Raw genomic sequence first — 17,400 nt, 5'->3', positions numbered from 1 at the left:
CCGCGATCCCGAGCACGCCACCAGATCAGCGACCACCCCACCACGTCGGTGGATCAGGGCTGAGACCGGGTTTCGCGACTCCCAGGCGGAGGTGGTCCAACCTAGGTCGACATCGACACCGTCCCCAGCCTCCTGTGCCAGGAGCAATTCTGACGTGGTCTGAATGTGCGCGCACATCGCGTCGGCCGCTCCCTCCGGGTCCCGTGCTTCCAGCCGCTCAAGAACCCCAAGGTGTTCCGCAACGATGTCAAGCATCGTCCGCGACGACTCTGCAGTCGAGACTCCACGTTTAACGACCATGTCACGCATTCCGTCAATGAACTCCGCGAGACGCTTGTTCCCGGTCGCCTCGAGGATCGTTCGATGGAATCGGCGGTCGTGCTCCCACATGCGGACCTCATCGCCGTCGCGAGCGGCGCGCTCCATCGCGGCGAACTGACGGCGCAGCTCCTTCAGGCCCGCAGCATCGAACTTTTCGCAGGCCCGTCGGGTGGCTGGGACCTCCAGTAGGAGCCGAAGCTCGAAGACCTCCTCGAGATCATGGACCGTGGTTTGAAGGATCCGTACCCCGCGGTTCCGCTCGAAGCGGACCATGCCCTGCTCGGCCATCTTGATCAGGGCTTCACGCACCGGTGTCCGGGATACGCCGAGCTCGGCGGCGAGCGCATGCACCGAGTGCAGACTTCCAGGAAGAAGCTCGCCGCTCACTACTGCACTCCTGAGAGAGCTGAGCACAGCACTGTTAAGAGTCGTGATCCCGTTCGAAACGCCCTTCATCGGAGCTCAGCGGAACCCGTGCCGGCCCCACAGTCTGCATCGTTGTCCTGCTCACACATCTACCCGTCCTCCGATCCTCCACCAGCGGCCTGCTGCGTCGGGTGCGCGAACAGCGCCGCAACAGGTGGTCGACATTCGATCACTGCGGCGGTTCCGTCCTGACGGTGGGCTGTCACAGCCCGGAGTACTGGGGAACCGCCAGCAAGGCGTATGGCAACGAAGCCTCGACCAGCCGCATCACCTGCCCCTCCGTTGCGACTTCCTGCTGCTGAGCGGCCACACCGTGGGGAGCTTGACAGCTCTACATGTGACATGCCACTCTGCACCGCAGCATGCTACATGCCAGTATGCGCATCCCCTAGCCAGTAAATCGCTGGGCCCAGGGGAGCCGCTCCGTCGCATCGTCGGGATGGAACAGCCTATGGGTGACACTGCTTGGCGCCTTCGAGTTGACCGGGTGTCGGCCGATAGTTGTGCGGGTTTCGCAAGGTCTTTCGTTTCACCCCTGGCGTTGAAGAGGTTTGCGCTGTACGGCGGCAACTCTGGGTGCGGCTGGGCGGGATCAGGTCACTACTCCTTCTGTCGGGTCTCGGCGCCGTTAGTGTCATATCCTGGTTGCTAGTCCTAATGCGCATGCTCCGCGATTCGCTTAGTTTTTCTATCGCTGCTTGTCGTGTTGCGTTAATGTAGCGCATAGCGACCTATGGTTGATGTCGAGCTCGTTCAGCGGTATTGCAATCGGAATCGCGGTTCGTCAGAAAGCTTCAAGCGTGGCCTCGCCAACGCATTCTGGTCTAGGAAAGTGTGGCATGTTACATGCCACATCGCAGTGGAGACTCGGAGGCTGGACTATGTTCAAGATCATGTTTGTCGTCTACGAGCGCGAGGGTATCGATCGGGATGAGGCTCTGCGTTATTGGCGCGAGCAGCATGGCCCGCTCGCGTCCAAGGTTCCCGGCCTGCGTTATTACGCTCAGACGCACGCCCTCAGCTCTGCTGACGGGGGCTCGGCCCCGTACCTCGGATCCGCTGAAATGGCGTTCGACAGCCAGGGAGCCTTTGTCGAGGCAACGGCATCTCCCGAGTTCGATGCAGTTCTGAAGGACGTGGTCAACTTTGCAGATCCTGACAACGTTCCGACGGCAGTTGTCCAGGATTACGTCTTCGTTGACTGACCTTTATTCTGGTGACTGGCCGAGTCGTCATCGGCCGTCATAATTTAGGTGTCTGGTTTCGCTCGCGGCGCCGGCCACGCCTTTGAATGTGCGGTTCCGTCTTAGCACGTAGGGCCTATTCAGCTTACCCTCGCCGTTGAAGGAGTAATAGGATGACTGTGATCGCCAAGCCCGATTACCTACTGCGTGACGACGTACAGAAGTTCATTGATCGCCCGAAGAAGCTTTTCATCAATGGTCAGTGGCACGACTCCATCAAGGGTGAGACTCTCGAGGTCTACGACCCTGCGGTTGGGACGAAGATCTGTACCGTTGCTGCGGGTGATGCCGAGGATGTCGACCGAGCTGTGGCGGCCGCGCGCCACGCGTTCGACGAGGGGCCGTGGTCCAAGCTGAATCCTTCGGAGCGCGGCAGGCTGGTCTGGCGGCTCGCGGATCTTCTCGAGGAGCACGCGGACGAGTTTGCACAGATCGATGCGCTCGACAACGGCAAACCGGTCACGGACGCGCGTGCGGTAGACGTGGCGTTCTCGATCGAACTGCTGCGATACATGGCTGGTTGGTCGAACAAGATTTATGGCGAGACGATTCCGCTCACCAACCCGGCTGACTTCCATGCATACACGCTTCGCGAGCCGGTCGGCGTGGTCGGGCAGATCGTTCCTTGGAATTTCCCCCTCATGATGGCGGTCTGGAAGGTCGCTCCTGCCCTGGCCGCCGGCTGCACCGTGATCCTCAAGCCCGCCGAGCAGACGCCGCTGAGCGCACTTCGCCTGGCTGAGCTCACCGAGGAGGCCGGCTTCCCGCCGGGTGTCTTCAACGTCATCACCGGCTTTGGCGAGACGGCAGGTGCGGCGATCGCCGCCCACGACAACATCGACAAGGTCGCGTTCACCGGTTCGACCGAGGTCGGGCGGCTGATCGCGCATGCGGCGAGCGGGAACCTCAAGAAGGTCTCCCTCGAGCTTGGCGGAAAGTCCCCCGTGATCGTGTTCGGTGATTCTGACATCGAGCAGGCTGTTGCCGGTGCTTCCAGCGCGATTTTCTACAACAACGGGCAGACCTGCACGGCGGGATCTCGTCTCTATGTGCACCGGAAGGTCTACGACAAGGTCGTGGAGGGTATCGCCAGTGAGGCGTCTGCTCTCCCGATCGGTCACGGTCTCGACCCGGCGACCCGTATCGGGCCGCTGATCTCGGCGGAGCAGCGCGACCGTGTCACTGGCTACATCGCACAGGGCCGCGAGGCCGGCGCAGAGGTGATCGTGGGTGGGGACACTGTCGGTGATGGGGGCTACTTCATTCAGCCGACCATCCTTACCAAGACTGATCCGAGCATGAGCGTAGTGCGCGAGGAGATCTTCGGCCCGGTGCTGTGTGCCATGGCCTTTGACGAAGACACCATCGATAGCGTCGTGCGTGAGGCGAACAACTCGGTGTACGGGTTGGCCGCGAGTATCTACACCCGCGACATTAGCGTCGCACATCGAGTCGCCAAGCGGCTCAAGGCTGGAACGATCGGTATCAATACCCACCATGTGGTCGATGTCGCGCTCCCATTCGGCGGATTCAAGCAGTCCGGATATGGTCGGGACATGGGCCGCGACGCGATCGACCAGTACACCGAGGTCAAGTCGATCGGTATCGCACTCTGACGCTACTGCGATCACCAGGGGGAGCACTCTCATTCAAGAGAAGATTGGTGCCCAGGTAAGCGCGACATCTCGGACTTGATACCCCGCATCGTCTGGCGCTCCACCCACCATATAGAGGCGCCATCAATGGGAAAGGCTTAAGATCACGATGACTGCCCCACCGATGAAGAGGCCGCGTCGAAGCATTACGGCGAGCCACGCCAAGATCGGCGAGCTGGGCTGGGACCGGACGTACTACCCCCATGAGCGCGGGAAGTATCCCAGCCGATACAAGCTGCCGAACAAGCCAGGCCGGGATCCCATGAAGCAGATCATGGGCGACTACCTGCACATGCAGAACGAGAAGGATGACCGCGTCCACGGTGGCCTCGATGCAGCCGTCCGCGCAGAGGTCCCCGGCAAGGCCCCGCTTCGGTGGCTGGAGCTGCTCAAGCCTTACCTGCTGACTGTTGTTAGCGCCGAGGCCGCCGCTACCCGCTGTATGGGCATGCTTGTTGATGCCATCGACGACCCCGAGCTGCAGAACGCCTATTACATCCAGCAGCTCGACGAGCAGCGTCACACCGCGATGCAGATGAACCTGTATCGCTGGTACATGAAGAACATGCCCGAGCCGGTCGGCTGGAACCTCGGGCTCCAGGCGGTCGGGGGCGACTCCATCCTGGTCGCCGCCCAGAACCTCACCGGAAGCTTCATGACCGGTGACCCCTTCCAGGCCGCGGTGGCGCTCCAGGTCGTCGTTGAGACCGCCTTCACGAACACCATCCTGGTCGCGTTCCCGGACGTGGCAGTCCGGAACCATGACTTCGCTCTGCCCACTGTCATGAACTCCGTGCAGTCGGACGAGGCGCGCCACATCAACAACGGCTACGCGACACTTCTGTACCTCCTGCAGGAGCCGGAGAACGCCCCCCTGCTTGAGCAGGACATCCAGCAGATGTTCTGGACCGTGCACGCATTCGTCGACGCCTTCATGGGCATCCTCGTCGAGTACGCCCCCACGGATGCGACCGACCCGGAAAGCTGGACCACGAAGTGGGACCGGTGGGTGAATGACGACTACTACCGTTCCTACATCGTCAACCTCGGCAAGCTGGGCTTGAAGATCCCCGACTCGATCTTCAAGCGCGCGCGTGAGCGGATTGCTGCCGACTACCACCACAAGGTTGCTGTCGGCGTCTGGGCCTCGTGGCCCTTCCACTACTATAAGTACGGCAACCTCGAGCAGAAGGACTACGACTGGTTCGAGAGCAAGTACCCGGGCTGGAACGAGAAGTTCGGTGCGTTCTGGCGCGGCTACGCCGACGTTCGCTACCCCGGTTCGGGTCCCTTGCAGCTGCCCGGGCTGCTCGAGGGTGCCGGCCCGATCTGCTGGACCTGCCAGCTCGGATGCCTGCGGCCCGAGGAGCAGTGCCACCGCGTTGTCGACGAGCACACGCGGTTCTATTGCTCGCCGGAGTGCAAGTGGATCGACATGACCAACCCTGGTCGCTATGTCGGTGACCGTGTTTGGTTCGACCGCTACCACGGCTGGGAGTACTCCGAGATCGTGCGTGACCTCGGCTTCCTCCGTCCGGACGGTAAGACGCTCACAGGCCAGCCGCACGTTGATCCCGACCCTGCTAAGCAGTGGACGATCGATGATCTCCGAGAGCTCGGCCACATCATGCAGAGCCCGAACATCCTCACTGCGGAGCGTCTCGGCCTGCCCTATAAGCGAGTGGAATACACCGGCACTAAGACCGGTGACATGCCCCCCACCATTCCGCCGCTCTTCGGGGTCTGAGTAAGTCTCATGTCTCGTCCCGGCAGGCTGCCGACTCGTGGTTTGGCAACCTGCCGGGGCTTGGCGTATGACTCTCACCGAGTCATCAGATGAGTGGCCGCAGGTTGGGAGGGTGGCGAGCAGATGGGAACGTTCAACGTAAGGTTCGAGCCAATTGGTGAAGAGATCGAATGCGGCGAGGATGAGACCATTCTCGATGCAGCATTTCGATCGGGTTTGAACCTTGTGCACGGTTGCCGCGAGGGGCGCTGCTCGGCGTGCAAGGCATTTGTCCTCGATGAAGGATGGATATATCTAAAGAAATATTCAAGCTTCGCTCTCTCCGATCAGGAAGAGGAGGGGGGATATACCCTTCTATGCCGGGCAGTTCCGGAGTCAGACGTTACGATTGAGCTGCTCAACTATGATCCAGACCACTATCGGCTCGAGCACGCCATTACTGATGGAGTTGGCCGAGTAGTCGATGTGGAAGCGTTGACGCACGACATTCGACGCTTGGAGCTCCAGATCGAGTCTCCTCAGGGCTTCGGATTTCTTCCCGGTCAATTCGTCGACATCTGGATCCCCGGGACCGAGCAGCGGCGATCGTTCTCGATGGCAAACCTTCCTAGCGACGGGCGCCTTGAGTTCATCATCAAGCAGTATCCGGGCGGCCGGTTCGGGGCGATGCTCGACGAGGGCCTGACGGTGGGTGATTCAGTGAAGTTCACCGGGCCTTATGGTACATGCTACCTCCGTGATACCGGCGGGAGTCGTTCGGCGTTACTCATCGCCGGTGGTTCGGGTATGGCGCCGATTCTTTCTCTGCTGCGCCAGATGTCAGAGGACGGTCAGGGCCGCACCGTGTCGGTGTTCTACGGTGGACGTGCGAGACGCGATCTTTTCTATACCGAGCTCGTTCAGTCCCTCGGAAAACGAATCGAGCAGTTCGAGTTCATCCAAGTAGTGTCGGATGAATCCGATAGTGACGGTGACGGTGACGATGTACGATACGGATTCGTGCATGACGCCGTTGATCAGTGGATAGAGACTTCCGGGTTCCGCCTGGATGCATGTGACGTCTATATGGCAGGCCCGCCACCGATGGTTGATGCGGTGAACGATGTTCTGACGCTCAGGCATCAGGTGGAGCAGAATCGGATCTTCGTAGACAAGTTCACGTCGACCGGCCCTGAGGAATCTGCCGATTCCGATTCTGTATCGTCGCTTTAAGATTTGTTCTCCAGAGAGGAGATCTGCGCAATGAGTGCATCAGCTGCCGAGCGGCGTGAGCTGCGAGAGCTCGAGCGGACACAGCACTGGTTCATCCCGGAGCGGAAACGTTCGTCGCTCTACGAGGACGTGACTATCGACGTCCAGCCGAGCGTCCACCGGCATACCAGGTTCGGCTATCCAATCGCATTTCCAAACGGGCGTCAGTCATTCTGGGATGACTCCACTGCGATCCGGTCCAGCGACTGGTATGTGTTTCGTGATCCGGCCGGGCTTTGGGAGCGCACGTTCTTCCAGACTGGCTCAACTCATGAGCGCGAGATCGAGAATGATCTCCAGGTGGCGCGGGACAACAATCTGTTCGTTGCGGCAAGCAAGGAGTGGGTTGACTTCTTGTCTGCTCAGCTTCTGCCGATCAGCCTTACCGAGTATGGTCTGGTTGCCCCGCAGTCGGCGGCACTCCGGCCCGCCCTGGGTGATGCCATCGCGAACTGCCTCGGCTACAGCGCCGGTTACAAACTTCGCCAGGCTCAGGCACTTGTTCTCTACGGGGGAGAGCTGGAGCGGGAGATTCCCGGATTTTCGACCGCAGACGGGAAGCGTCGTTTCTTGGAGGATCCCGAATGGCAGCCGACACGTCGCTACCTTGAACGGCTGGGCTCGATCACGGACTGGGCGGAGACCGTCGTCGCAGCCAACATCTGCTTCGAACCGCTCATTGGTAATCTGCTGCGCCGCGATGTGCTGATCCGACTCGCTGGCTCCTACGGCGACGCCACCACACCGACCCTCGGCCAGGTTGCTCAAGCCGAGTGGGGTTGGGTGCGTGACTGGTCCGTGGCCCTCGTTCGCTTCATCCTGAATGACGCTACTCATTCCGAGGCCAACACCCAGAAGGTCCAGGAGTGGCTGGAGGACTGGGGAACGATGGCTCGCGAGGCGATCGATGCGCTGGAGCCCGTCTTCAGCTCGATCGACCCCGCCTACTCTGAGACCCGTCAGCGTCTCAACCAAGATCATGCCGACCTGCTTCAGGAATGCGGCCTCAAGTCGAGCGAGGTGACGGTCTGATGACGGATGCCACGGCTGCGCCGGCGGCTGCGCAGGGGAGCGGCGACGTCGCTTATGATTATGTGGGGCTGGTTATGCAGCGCACTCCGGAAGGCGAAGCGGTCGGCCGGGTGTGCTCGCAGACTCCTGGTGTCGAGGTCATCACGAACACAACTTTCCTCGATGTCAGGGCCAAGGATCGGCTGATCGTCAACTTCGACGCGGTCGGCGAAGAACTCGGCAGCGACATGGACGGTTACGTTCTTCAGGAACACATGACCACTCACTATGGCCGGATGGCAATGACCGATGACTCGTTCATCCTGGTCGCCGATCCTCTCGAGCTGATCGAGCTGATCAACTCTGAGTCGTAGGAAGGGATCATCAAGGTGATCTCGCCTCTCGGGTGAGTGACGCAGTTTTTCACTCCTTGATATGTGGGGAGCCTCATTGGGGTGGTGTGTTGCTCCCCTGCACCATCCTTGCTCTCGGGCCGGCCGGAGTTCGTGCCGGCCCGAGAGCGGGGCTGTGGTATTTGGGAGGCTTCGGGGTATTGGATTGATGTTATCTGTTCCCTAGGTGGTGTTTCGCTCGGGCGGACGCCGCCGCAGCTTGAGGAGAGTCATGGTTGTTGAGAATTCTGAGGCACTGGAAACGATGCCTTCGGCAAGCGACAGAAATTCGGCGTATATGGCTGCCGCGGGTAACCCAATGCTCGTGGCCCTCCCAACCTTTCTCGTGGGTAGTATCACTCTAGGCCTTTGGCTCATTGATTATCTGCCGACAGCTCTTCCTGGTGGACTAGTTGCGGGTGTCTTCTTTGCCTCCGGGGTCGGTGTGATTCTCGGAGCGGCCTGGGCAGCGCGCCTGGGCCAGAGTGCGGTAGCGGGCGTCCTGGCCACATTTGGCACGTTCTGGCTTAGCTTCGGCGTGTTGGTCTTCGGTCTGGTGAATGGGCTTTTCGGGGTATCGACTACAGATGCGGCAGCAGCTGGTAGCCAGGTGCAGTCGGTGCAGGCCACGTTCCTTTTGTCATGGTTGATTGTGCTTGTGGTGATGACGCTGGCAACTACGAGATTGCCGCTCGCCTATACAGTGCTCTTCGTGCTTGTTGACATTGCTCTCGGGCTCGTTCTCGCTGGAGTTCTGGCGGCTTCTTCGGCACTTCTGGTGTGGGGTGGAATCGCTGTGTTTGGCTTCTGCCTTGTGGGGGCTTACCTGTTCTACGGGGCCATGTCGGAGGAGCTCGGAGGATCATCAGCGCCGCTCGGCTCCCCTTTGACACAGTAGTTCTAAGGAACACGGCTTTCCTATGGCCCCCGCGCGGCTATTGGGCTGGGGTGCCGTCATTGACGGGCTCCCCCCGCAGAAACTCCGGGAGACTCTCCGTTCCGAGTCCCCCGGAGTTTCTGCGGAGGTGGTCGGTCTGCACGAGTAATGGAATCATTAAAGTTGTGCGAGCCGAAGTCGAGCACGCGCATAGTATCCATCAGTTTGTGCAATCTGGTGTGAGACGTGATAGAGGAAAGAAGCGAACCGACTAGTGCAAGCTGAACCATTCTGGATCGCAGGTCGTCCAGCGACTGGTAGCGCGGTGATTGATGTCCAGTATCCTTATGATGGTCGAACGGTCGCCTCGGTATTTGTTCCATCCGCTGAGCAGGTTGAAGAGGCCGTGGCTGCGATGCACGCGGCGAGGGATGTTGTGGGGGCAACATCTGCTCATCGGCGAGCGTCTGCACTTTCGCATGTCGCAGACAGGCTTGAGCAGCGTTTAGAGGAAGCCGCTCAGGTCATCGTGCTCGAGAGCGGTAAGCCCATCAAGTGGGCCAGGGTGGAGGTAGCGCGCGCGGCCTCCACGTTCCGATGGGCGGCAGAGGAAGCCCGGCGTTGGTCGGGAACCCTGCAGCGATTGGATACCGATGCCGGTGGGGCTGGACGGCTTGCGCTTGTTCGGCGGTTTCCACGAGGTTCTCTGCTGGCGATTACGCCGTTCAACTTTCCACTTAATCTCGTCGCGCACAAAGTGGCCCCAGCGATCGCGGTCGGAGCGCCGGTTATTATCAAACCTGCCCCGTCGACTCCGCTCTCATCGCTGTTCTTGGGTCAGCTCCTCGCTGATACGGACCTGCACCAGGGCAGTTGGTCTGTGTTGCCGGTCCCAAACAGTCAGATGGAGCATCTCGTTCTTGATCCGAGGATTCCTGTTATCTCTTTCACAGGGTCGGGGCCGGTGGGCTGGGATATTAAGAGCCTTGTCCCTCGTAAGCATGTGACGCTTGAGCTCGGTGGGAATGCGGCGGCGGTTGTATGTTCCGACTGGTCGAGCGAGCAAGATCTGGAGTGGGCAGCTCAGCGGATCGCTCTCTTTGCAAACTATCAGGCGGGCCAGTCGTGTATCTCGGTGCAGCGAGTCTATGTGCCACGTGAGCTGTACGAGGTGTTTACCGTGCTGCTTTCGCGTCATATTGGCGCACTTAGGCAGGGGAACCCGAATGACGACGCAACTGATGTTGGGCCTGTCATTAATGAGGCATCAGCCATCAGGATCGAGCAGTGGATCGATGACGCGGTCCATGCCGGGGCGAAGATTCTGGTCGGGGGTCGCAGGAACGGGACAAGTCTTGAGCCGACGCTTTTAGCAGATGTTCCGCTCGCCGCGCGGATTCTTCGTGACGAGGCATTCGGCCCGGTGGTGAGTATTACGCCTTTCGACAGTCTAGACTCGGCGTTTGCTGCCGTTAATGATTCTGACTTCGGTCTGCAGACGGGTGTGTTTACACGTGATATCCGGACTGCGTTCCGTGCGCATCGTGACCTTGAGGTGGGTGGGGTCATTATTGGGGATGTTCCGAGCTATCGTGCGGACCAGATGCCTTATGGTGGAATGAAGGACTCTGGTATAGGCAGAGAAGGCGTCCGCTCAGCGATGGACGACTTCACGGTGGAGAAGGTTCTCGTGCTTGCCGGGGTTGCGCTGTGAAAAGCGTTGCTCTGTGCCCTGTGAATTCTTACTGACCTCCCCGGCGTCGGCCAGTCTGCCCAACAGTGATCCTTGCTTGGGATATCGGGTGTCAGTTCGGTTATGGGCTCTCGCTGGATTTGCCCCGCCGGATTCGGTGAGCGAGGGTGGCTCCGATGAGTCACTAGTGGCCTCACGGGCACGAGGATTCAATCCCGGATGGGGCCGTTTTTTGTGGCGGCTCGGCGGCGTTTATCAAGAAGGGGTAATGGAGGTGAACGCGATGACCACGGCGGTGAAGGCGCGCGTCGAACGTGCCCGATCCGGGGCCCTGCTGCTCGGCCCGGCGCTGGTGGCGGCCGCCGCCTACGTCGACCCCGGCAACGTCGCGACCAACACCGCCGCCGGCGCCGGGTTCGGCTACCTGCTCGTCTGGGTCGTGCTCGCCGCCAACGCCATGGCCGGGCTCGTCCAGTACCTGTCCGCCAAGCTGGGGCTCGTCACCGGCAGGTCGCTGCCCGAGTCGCTGCGTGACCACCTCCCGCGCCGCACCTGCTTCGCCTACTGGGCCCAGGCCGAGCTCGTCACCATGGCCACCGACCTGGCCGAGGTCCTCGGCGGCGCCATCGCCCTCGCCCTGCTGTTCGACCTGCCCCTCATCTGGGGCGGAGCGATCACCGCGGTCGTCTCGATGGTGATCCTGGAGGTCGTAGACCGCTTCGGGCAGAAGCCCTTCGAGCGTGTCGTCACGACGATGCTGCTCGTCGTCGGCATCGGGTTCGTCGCCAGTCTCTTCGTCGCCCCGCCCTCGGCCGCCGGGATCGTCGGTGGCATCGTCCCGGGTTTCGAGGGCACCAGCAGTGTCCTGCTCGCTGCGGGCATGCTCGGCGCGACGGTGATGCCGCACGCGATCTACGTGCACTCCTCGCTCTCGCGCGACCGGCACGGCTCGCCCCCCCCGGGCCCCGAGCGGCGCAGGCTCCTCTCGGCCACCAAGGCCGACGTCGCCGTCGCGCTCACCGTCGCCGGGGCCGTCAACCTGGGCCTGCTGCTCGTCGGCGCCGCACTGCTCAGCGGCGACGACCGCACCGGGACCCTCGACGGTGTGCACGCCGCCATCGGCGACAAGGCCGGCCCGCTGTTCGCGCTCGGCTTCGCCATCGCGCTGCTGTTCTCCGGTCTGGCGTCCACGGCGGTCGGCTGCTACTCGGGTTCGGTCGTGATGGCAGGGTTGCTGAAGGTCAAGGTGCCCCTGCTCGCGCGCCGTGTCGTCACAGCGATCCCCGCGCTCGTCGTCCTCGGGGTGGGGGTCGACCCCACCTGGGCGCTGATCGTCTCCCAGGTCGTCCTGTCCTTCGGCATCCCTTTCGCGCTCGTCCCGCTAGTGATCCTGACCTCACGGCGCTCGATCATGGGCGACGCCGTCAACCAGCGGATCACCGTCATCGCGGGGATCGTCGTGTGCACGACGATCGTCGCCCTCAACATCGTCCTGCTGTACCTGACGGCCACCGGGGGTGGTTAACCCTGGTGATTCGTGGGGCCCGGGACGTGATCTCGGATTCATGATCGTTTCTGGTTTCCGGCTCAGGCGTGACAAGGCGTCCGGCCTGCCGTTCTTGCCGGGTGCTCCGCGCCGCTCATGCCGGCGGGATCGGAATTCAGCCTGCGGGGATGGGCGATGAGAGGAGTCGGACGAACGCCACGGCGAGCTCTTCGGCCCAGGGCGGCAGCTGATCGGCCCGTTGCTGCCGTCCAACGTGGGGCGGCGTGGTCATCCGTTCGGCAACGACCGCCGCGTGGTCGAGGGGATCATCTTCAGGTACCGGACTGGGATCCCCTGGCGCGATCTGCCCCGAGAGCAGTTCGGACTCTGGCAAACGGTGTGGAAGCGGCATCGCCGCTACGCCGGTGACGGCACCTGGGACAAGGTGTTGGCAGCGTTGCTGGCACGGGCCGACGCTGCCGGCAAAATCGAGTGGACCGTGTCTGTGGACGCCACGATCAACCGAGCCCACCAGCACGCCACGAACACGACCCGCCCTGAACAGGACACAGGGGGCACGGTCGAACTACACGAAACCGCCAGCGGGGTTCGAGTCCAGCCCGCTCGGCGGGACGAGTGAACCGGCAGGTCACGGCATCGGCCGCTCCCGCGGCGGGCTGACCACGAAGATCCACGCCGCGGTCGATCGACGTGGGCGCCCGCTGGCGCTGGTCATCACCGGCGGGCACCGCAACGACGGCGCGATGCTCGAGCAAGTCCTCGCCGATATCCGGGTGCCCCGCCTGGGCATGGGACGACCGCGCACCCGACCCGATGCCGTGGTGGCCGATCGGGCCTACTCCTCAGGGGTCAACCGGCGCGCGCTGGCCCGCCGCGGGATCGCCACCGTCATCCCGCAGAAGAAGGACGAGATCGCCGCCCGTAAGCGCCGCGGCTCGGCCGGCGGCAGACCACCCTGGCTCGACGTCGAGACCTACAAAGGGGCGAACGTCGTCGAACGCCACTTCGCCCTGTCCAAGCACTGGCGTGGTCTGGCTACCCGCTACGACAAACTCGCCATCACCTACTGTCCGCGTACGACCTGATGTGCCGGGGCAGGTACGGCCTGACGTGCCGAGGCTGGCGGGCTGATCATGCCAGGGTGCTGCCTCCTCCGTCGATTGCGGTGAGTCGGTGTTTGAGTCGATAGCTCGGTCCATTGATCGAGAGCACCTCACAATGATGGAGTACGCGATCAAGGATGGCGGTCGCGAGGACGTCATCACAAAAGATTTGGCCCCATTCGCTGAAGCTCTTGTTCGAGGTCAGGATGATGGGCCCGGTCTCATACCGTTTCGAGATCATTTGGAAGACGAGGTTGGCGTCGGAACGGTCGAGCGGAAGATATGAGTGTTGATCACCCTTCGAGGCGTGTCGGCCGGGTGTGCCGGCGAGCCGAGGGGTGGCCTGCACGTCAAAGCGGCCCTGGCCAGAAGGCACCAGGTTAAAGATCAAGCTGAGCCGGTGCCGATGGCGGTCTCCTCGACGGTCTGCGTGTCCGTCGATCGATCTTCGGCGCGTTCGGTCGGATCCTTCAGGCACGATCGGTGCGCTCGAGTGGCACGGTTGACTGCGTCGCTGAGGTTGTGCAGCAGGTGCCAGCGGTCGGCGACCTGGATCGCTGCGGGTGCGCCCTCGCGGGCGCCTTCGGCATAGCCGCTGGCGCGGTCGCGGCAGATGACTTCGGTGCCTGGATGGGCACGTAGCCACTTCGTGAAGGACTCCGCGGTCCGGTCCGGCAAGAGCTCGACCGGGCAGAGCCAGTTTGGACTGGCCGCTGTCATGCAACGATCACTCAGCTGCTGACGATGCTGCCCGAAACTGCGTTTGGCCCCCGGCGGGGCTGTTGCCCAACCATATCGAGACGATCCATGCCAAGTTCCGGTCCACCTCCGGCTGACCCAGAGTGCACGCGGAACTGACCCGGACTCGGGCTCGCGGTCAACCACAGTCAGACATCGAGACAGAGTGGTCCTGGATCACACCAGCGGAGTGATCGTCTGCTCCACCCCGAGCAGTGCCTTGCCGTAGACCTCGTAGCCCACCACCGGTGAGACGACGGCGTGGCGGGCGGCGACCGCGGAGTCCCGCCAGATCCGCTGCAGGGCGTTGGCCTCGGCGAATGAGCCTGCGCCGTGAGCGCTGAGCAGGATGTCGATCGCGCGGGTCACACACTCGGCGACATGCCCGGTGTCCGACCGGACCCTCGACCGGACGAGGACGTCCGGATAGACACCGGAGGCGGCCGCCGTGTCGATGTCGTCCGCCGCGCGGTAGGCATGCAGCGTCGCGGTGTCGAGCAACCTCGCCGCCTCGGCGATCTGCAACTGGAACGCCGTGGAGTCCCGCTGGGCGGTGAAGAAGGTGTAGGAGATCGGCTTGCGGGCGGCCTTGCCGATCACCAGATCGAGCGCTGCGCGCCCCATCCCGAGCTGCGGCCCGACCAGCACGAGCGCGAGGACCGGCACGAACGCGGACCGGTACAGCAGCTCGACGTCGGTGACCTCGCTCGCGTACTCCCCCGCCACCGCGGCCGGCACCCGTAGCACTCGGTGCTCGGGGACGAAGATGTCCTCGGCGACGAGGCAGTTGCTTCCACTCGACCGCATACCGGCTACGAACCAGGTGTCCTCGAGACCGAGGTCATCGCGGGGGATCAGGGCCAGCCCCTGGTCGACGACCTCGCCCGACGAGTCGGTGACCGGGAACCCGAGCACCGCCCACGTGGCATGCCAGGACCCGGAGTTGTAGAACCACTTGCCGGTAACCCGCCAGCCGCCGTCGACCCGAACCGCGGTGGAGGTCGGGGCGAGCACCCCGGACACCTTCGCGCCCGGGTCAGCGCCGAAGACCTCGTCCTGTGCTCGGACCGGGAACAGACCGGTGAGCCAAGCGCAGACGTTGGTCAGAGTGACCACCCATGCGGTGCCGCCGTCTGCCTCGGCGACCGCCGCCGACACGTCGAGCATGGTGCGCATCGAGGTCTCGTAGCCGCCGTAGCGCTTCGGGACCGCGACCTTGAACAGGCCGGCCGCAGTGAGGGCCTCGATTGACTCCTCGACCACCCGACGGTCGGTCTCGCCCGCCGCAGCGTTGCGGCTGAGCAGCGGCTGAAGCGTCCGGGCCCGGTTGACAAGCTCGGCTGCGTCGGGGATGGGGGTGGTGGTGACGACCTGAGCAGTCATGGCTCCTCCAACGGTGGTCGGTTCAGGGTCAGGCGACGGTGATAGTCAGCGATCCGATCCGGCTGATGCTCATCTCGAGTTTCTCGCCCGGGGCGATCGGTCCCACCCCGGGTGGCGCTCCGGTGAAGAGCACGTCGCCGGGCTGCAGCGTCATGATCGACGAGGCGTAGGCGACGATTCGAGGGACTGAGAACAGCAGGTCGGTGGTGTTCACCGACTGCCGGACCTCGCCGCCGCAGGTGAGCAGGATGTCGAGGCCGGAGCCGTCGCCGAGCTCGTCGGTGGTGACGATCCAGGGTCCGAGCGGACTGAACGTGTCGTAGCTCTTGCGGCGAGATCGGTCCGCCGGGCTGCGCACTGTGATGTCCATCCCCGCGGTGAAACCGAGGACGTGGTTCATCGCGGACTCCTCGGGGATGTCCCGTCCTCCGGTCCCGATCACCGCGACGAGTTCGGACTCGTGGTGGATCTCCTGGTCCGCGGCGACCACCGCGTAGGGCAGGACGATCTCGGCACCGGGTCCGACGATCGAGGAGGGCGCCTTGAGGAAGATGTCGAACTCCATCATCCACGCCTCGACGCGGCCCAGCGTGCGTTCCTGCACGCCGTGCATCTCCGCGACGTGTGCGGCGTAGTTGGACGCGGCGGCGACGACCTTGGTCGGGGCGAGCACCGGAGCGCGCAGGGTGACGTCGGCGACGCGCAGGACCGGCCCGGCCGCGGCGGCCTCGACCAGCGCGGACCGGACTTCGGCGAAGTCCCGGCACAGCGCCCGCCACCAGCCCGCGGTCAGTGGGTCGCTGTCGTGCGGCCACGGCAGGGCGGCAGTCACGTCGACGACGGTGTCGCCCTCCGGGCCGGCCGCGACGACGCCGAGGCGGTGGTCGTCGAACAGGGCGAGTCTCATCGTGGGGGGTCCTTCGGGGTGAAGACGTCGGTCACGGTCTGGGGTCCGGGCAGAATCTCCCGGCGGTCGATGCCAAGCGCGCGCAGCACGGGCTCGTCGGACACCACGAACAGGTCGGCCCCGTCGGAGTCGTGCTCCACGGCGGCCCAGGACGGGACGGCGAACATGTCGCCGGGTCCCCAGGAGAACCGACGGCCGTCGATCACCGTCGACCCGTGCCCGCGGAATACGACGTGGACCGCGTTGCCCGCCCGGCGCTCGGCGGGTCCGTGGCCGCGGACTCGGTGTACCGCGCAGGCCATCGTGGGCAGCACGCTCGCTCCGGTGGCGGGATCGGTGTACTCGACCGCGACCACCGGGTCCGACGACGCCGCGGCCAGCCGGTCGAGCTCGGCGGCGGCGTCGGCCCACCGGTAGACCAGCAGCTCGGCCGGTCGGGGGTGGAGCGGGCCGGTCACCGCGCCCGCGGTGTATCGGGCCCCCTCGCGGGGTGTCCGCTCGGAGCGGTTGTGCTCCGCGGGCTGTGGCTGGGACTGCCCTGGTCCCGGCCAGGTCTCGAAGAACACGCCGTCGAGCGCGGCGATCATCGGCAGGTCGAGCCCGTCGAACCAGAACATCTCGGAGTCGCCACCGTTGACGTGGTCGTGCCACTGCATCGACGGGGTGAGCACGAGGTCGCCGGGCCGCATGTCGCAGGCGTCGCCGTCGACGGTGGTCCAGACGCCCTCGCCCTCCAGGACGAACCTGATCGCGCCGGGGGTGTGCCGGTGCGCGGGCGCGGTCTCGCGGGGGCCGAGGCACTGCAGCGCTCCCCACAGCGTGCCGACGGCGTAGGGCAGGCCGCCGAGCCCCGGGTTCTGCAGCGCGAGCACCCGTCGCTCACCACCGCGCTCCACCGGCACCAGCCGGATGGCGCGGCGGGCCAGGGGCTTGAGCGTGTCCGCCGACCACAGCCACGGGACGGCGGCCGGACGCGGGGTGGGGGTCAGCAGCTGCTCGGTGATCGTCCAGAGCGGACGGAGATCGGCGGCGTCGAGGTCCTGGTAGAGCGCGTCCAGCTCGTCGACGGGGGTCTCGGTGTCGGTGCTGATGGCTCTACCTTCCCTTCGCACGGTGGTTCCCGGCAGGGAGCGCTTTCGGTGCTC

The 17,400-nt window shown here is 63.7% G+C and carries 15 protein-coding genes and 1 pseudogene; 10 read left to right on the top strand and 6 right to left on the bottom strand.

Annotated features, from left to right (window positions below; all coding sequences use genetic code 11):
• Window positions 1–777 (bottom strand): GntR family transcriptional regulator (locus PSD17_RS04105; protein ID WP_339121632.1); only part of this gene is annotated, 777 nt, incomplete at its 3' end.
• Between the two features lie 851 nt (window positions 778–1,628).
• On the opposite strand from PSD17_RS04105, the gene PSD17_RS04100 reads away from it, so the two are divergent.
• The 10 genes and pseudogenes from PSD17_RS04100 to PSD17_RS04055 all read left to right on the top strand — a co-directional run bounded on the left by PSD17_RS04100 (window position 1,629) and on the right by PSD17_RS04055 (window position 13,209).
• The gene (locus tag PSD17_RS04100) at window positions 1,629–1,952 is read left to right on the top strand and encodes an EthD family reductase (protein ID WP_165965805.1); all 324 of its coding nucleotides are present in this window, start codon (window positions 1,629–1,631) and stop codon (window positions 1,950–1,952) included.
• Window positions 1,953–2,104: 152 nt separating this feature from the next.
• Window positions 2,105–3,607, top strand: coding sequence for an aldehyde dehydrogenase family protein (locus PSD17_RS04095; protein ID WP_014203926.1), 1,503 nt, complete (start codon window positions 2,105–2,107; stop codon window positions 3,605–3,607).
• 148 nt (window positions 3,608–3,755) lie between these two features.
• Window positions 3,756–5,393: a methane monooxygenase gene (locus PSD17_RS04090; RefSeq protein ID WP_339121630.1), complete on the top strand. Its 1,638-nt coding sequence runs from the start codon at window positions 3,756–3,758 to the stop codon at window positions 5,391–5,393.
• 123 nt (window positions 5,394–5,516) lie between these two features.
• Window positions 5,517–6,605: an FAD-binding oxidoreductase gene (locus PSD17_RS04085; RefSeq protein ID WP_014203927.1), complete on the top strand. Its 1,089-nt coding sequence runs from the start codon at window positions 5,517–5,519 to the stop codon at window positions 6,603–6,605.
• A 30-nt stretch (window positions 6,606–6,635) separates the two neighbouring features.
• The gene (locus PSD17_RS04080; RefSeq protein ID WP_339121629.1) at window positions 6,636–7,676 is read left to right on the top strand and encodes an aromatic/alkene monooxygenase hydroxylase subunit beta; all 1,041 of its coding nucleotides are present in this window, start codon (window positions 6,636–6,638) and stop codon (window positions 7,674–7,676) included.
• The gene (locus tag PSD17_RS04075; RefSeq protein ID WP_190242447.1) at window positions 7,676–8,029 is read left to right on the top strand and encodes an MmoB/DmpM family protein; all 354 of its coding nucleotides are present in this window, start codon (window positions 7,676–7,678) and stop codon (window positions 8,027–8,029) included. The genes PSD17_RS04080 and PSD17_RS04075 overlap by 1 nt, the downstream gene beginning before the upstream one ends.
• Before the next feature lie 250 nt (window positions 8,030–8,279).
• Window positions 8,280–8,945: a GPR1/FUN34/YaaH family transporter gene (locus tag PSD17_RS04070; protein ID WP_339121625.1), complete on the top strand. Its 666-nt coding sequence runs from the start codon at window positions 8,280–8,282 to the stop codon at window positions 8,943–8,945.
• A gap of 253 nt (window positions 8,946–9,198) precedes the next feature.
• Window positions 9,199–10,638: an aldehyde dehydrogenase family protein gene (locus tag PSD17_RS04065; protein ID WP_014203931.1), complete on the top strand. Its 1,440-nt coding sequence runs from the start codon at window positions 9,199–9,201 to the stop codon at window positions 10,636–10,638.
• Window positions 10,639–10,900: 262 nt separating this feature from the next.
• Window positions 10,901–12,142 carry an Nramp family divalent metal transporter gene (locus PSD17_RS04060; protein ID WP_339121622.1) on the top strand — a complete coding sequence of 414 codons (1,242 nt, stop codon included), beginning with the start codon at window positions 10,901–10,903 and terminating at the stop codon, window positions 12,140–12,142.
• A gap of 208 nt (window positions 12,143–12,350) precedes the next feature.
• Window positions 12,351–13,209: pseudogene (locus PSD17_RS04055) on the top strand (IS5 family transposase).
• Between the two features lie 46 nt (window positions 13,210–13,255).
• On the opposite strand, the gene PSD17_RS04050 reads toward PSD17_RS04055, so the two are convergent.
• The 5 genes from PSD17_RS04050 to PSD17_RS04030 form a co-directional block, all read right to left on the bottom strand.
• On the bottom strand, window positions 13,256–13,618 hold the full coding sequence (locus PSD17_RS04050; protein WP_339121620.1) for an ATP-binding protein: 363 nt from the start codon (window positions 13,616–13,618) through the stop codon (window positions 13,256–13,258).
• Window positions 13,615–13,947: a transposase gene (locus tag PSD17_RS04045; RefSeq protein ID WP_445260990.1), complete on the bottom strand. Its 333-nt coding sequence runs from the start codon at window positions 13,945–13,947 to the stop codon at window positions 13,615–13,617. The genes PSD17_RS04050 and PSD17_RS04045 overlap by 4 nt, the downstream gene beginning before the upstream one ends.
• A gap of 195 nt (window positions 13,948–14,142) precedes the next feature.
• Window positions 14,143–15,348: an acyl-CoA dehydrogenase family protein gene (locus tag PSD17_RS04040; RefSeq protein WP_339121619.1), complete on the bottom strand. Its 1,206-nt coding sequence runs from the start codon at window positions 15,346–15,348 to the stop codon at window positions 14,143–14,145.
• 28 nt (window positions 15,349–15,376) lie between these two features.
• Window positions 15,377–16,255 (bottom strand): fumarylacetoacetate hydrolase family protein, encoded by an 879-nt coding sequence (locus PSD17_RS04035; protein ID WP_103384532.1) that lies wholly within the window; start codon window positions 16,253–16,255, stop codon window positions 15,377–15,379.
• A partial coding sequence (locus PSD17_RS04030; protein WP_339121617.1) for a cupin domain-containing protein occupies window positions 16,252–17,400 on the bottom strand: 1,149 nt, incomplete at its 5' end. The genes PSD17_RS04030 and PSD17_RS04035, both read right to left, overlap by 4 nt.

The sequence above is a fragment of the Pseudonocardia sp. D17 genome, from assembly GCF_036984265.1.
Taxonomy (GTDB): domain Bacteria; phylum Actinomycetota; class Actinomycetes; order Mycobacteriales; family Pseudonocardiaceae; genus Pseudonocardia; species Pseudonocardia benzenivorans.
Note: the sequence above shows the minus strand (reverse complement) of the source record. Positions and strands in the feature narration are given on the sequence as shown.

What these genes read in the sequence shown, in the direction of transcription:
- PSD17_RS04035 (WP_103384532.1), bottom strand. Translation starts at nt 16,255, where the DNA reads ATGAGACTCGCCCTGTTCGACGACCACCGCCTCGGCGTCGTCGCGGCC.
- PSD17_RS04085 (WP_014203927.1), top strand. Translation starts at nt 5,517, where the DNA reads ATGGGAACGTTCAACGTAAGGTTCGAGCCAATTGGTGAAGAGATCGAA.
- PSD17_RS04075 (WP_190242447.1), top strand. Translation starts at nt 7,676, where the DNA reads ATGACGGATGCCACGGCTGCGCCGGCGGCTGCGCAGGGGAGCGGCGAC.
- PSD17_RS04080 (WP_339121629.1), top strand. Translation starts at nt 6,636, where the DNA reads ATGAGTGCATCAGCTGCCGAGCGGCGTGAGCTGCGAGAGCTCGAGCGG.
- PSD17_RS04090 (WP_339121630.1), top strand. Translation starts at nt 3,756, where the DNA reads ATGACTGCCCCACCGATGAAGAGGCCGCGTCGAAGCATTACGGCGAGC.
- PSD17_RS04060 (WP_339121622.1), top strand. Translation starts at nt 10,901, where the DNA reads ATGACCACGGCGGTGAAGGCGCGCGTCGAACGTGCCCGATCCGGGGCC.
- PSD17_RS04040 (WP_339121619.1), bottom strand. Translation starts at nt 15,348, where the DNA reads ATGACTGCTCAGGTCGTCACCACCACCCCCATCCCCGACGCAGCCGAG.
- PSD17_RS04045 (WP_445260990.1), bottom strand. Translation starts at nt 13,947, where the DNA reads ATGACAGCGGCCAGTCCAAACTGGCTCTGCCCGGTCGAGCTCTTGCCG.
- PSD17_RS04095 (WP_014203926.1), top strand. Translation starts at nt 2,105, where the DNA reads ATGACTGTGATCGCCAAGCCCGATTACCTACTGCGTGACGACGTACAG.
- PSD17_RS04100 (WP_165965805.1), top strand. Translation starts at nt 1,629, where the DNA reads ATGTTCAAGATCATGTTTGTCGTCTACGAGCGCGAGGGTATCGATCGG.
- PSD17_RS04070 (WP_339121625.1), top strand. Translation starts at nt 8,280, where the DNA reads ATGGTTGTTGAGAATTCTGAGGCACTGGAAACGATGCCTTCGGCAAGC.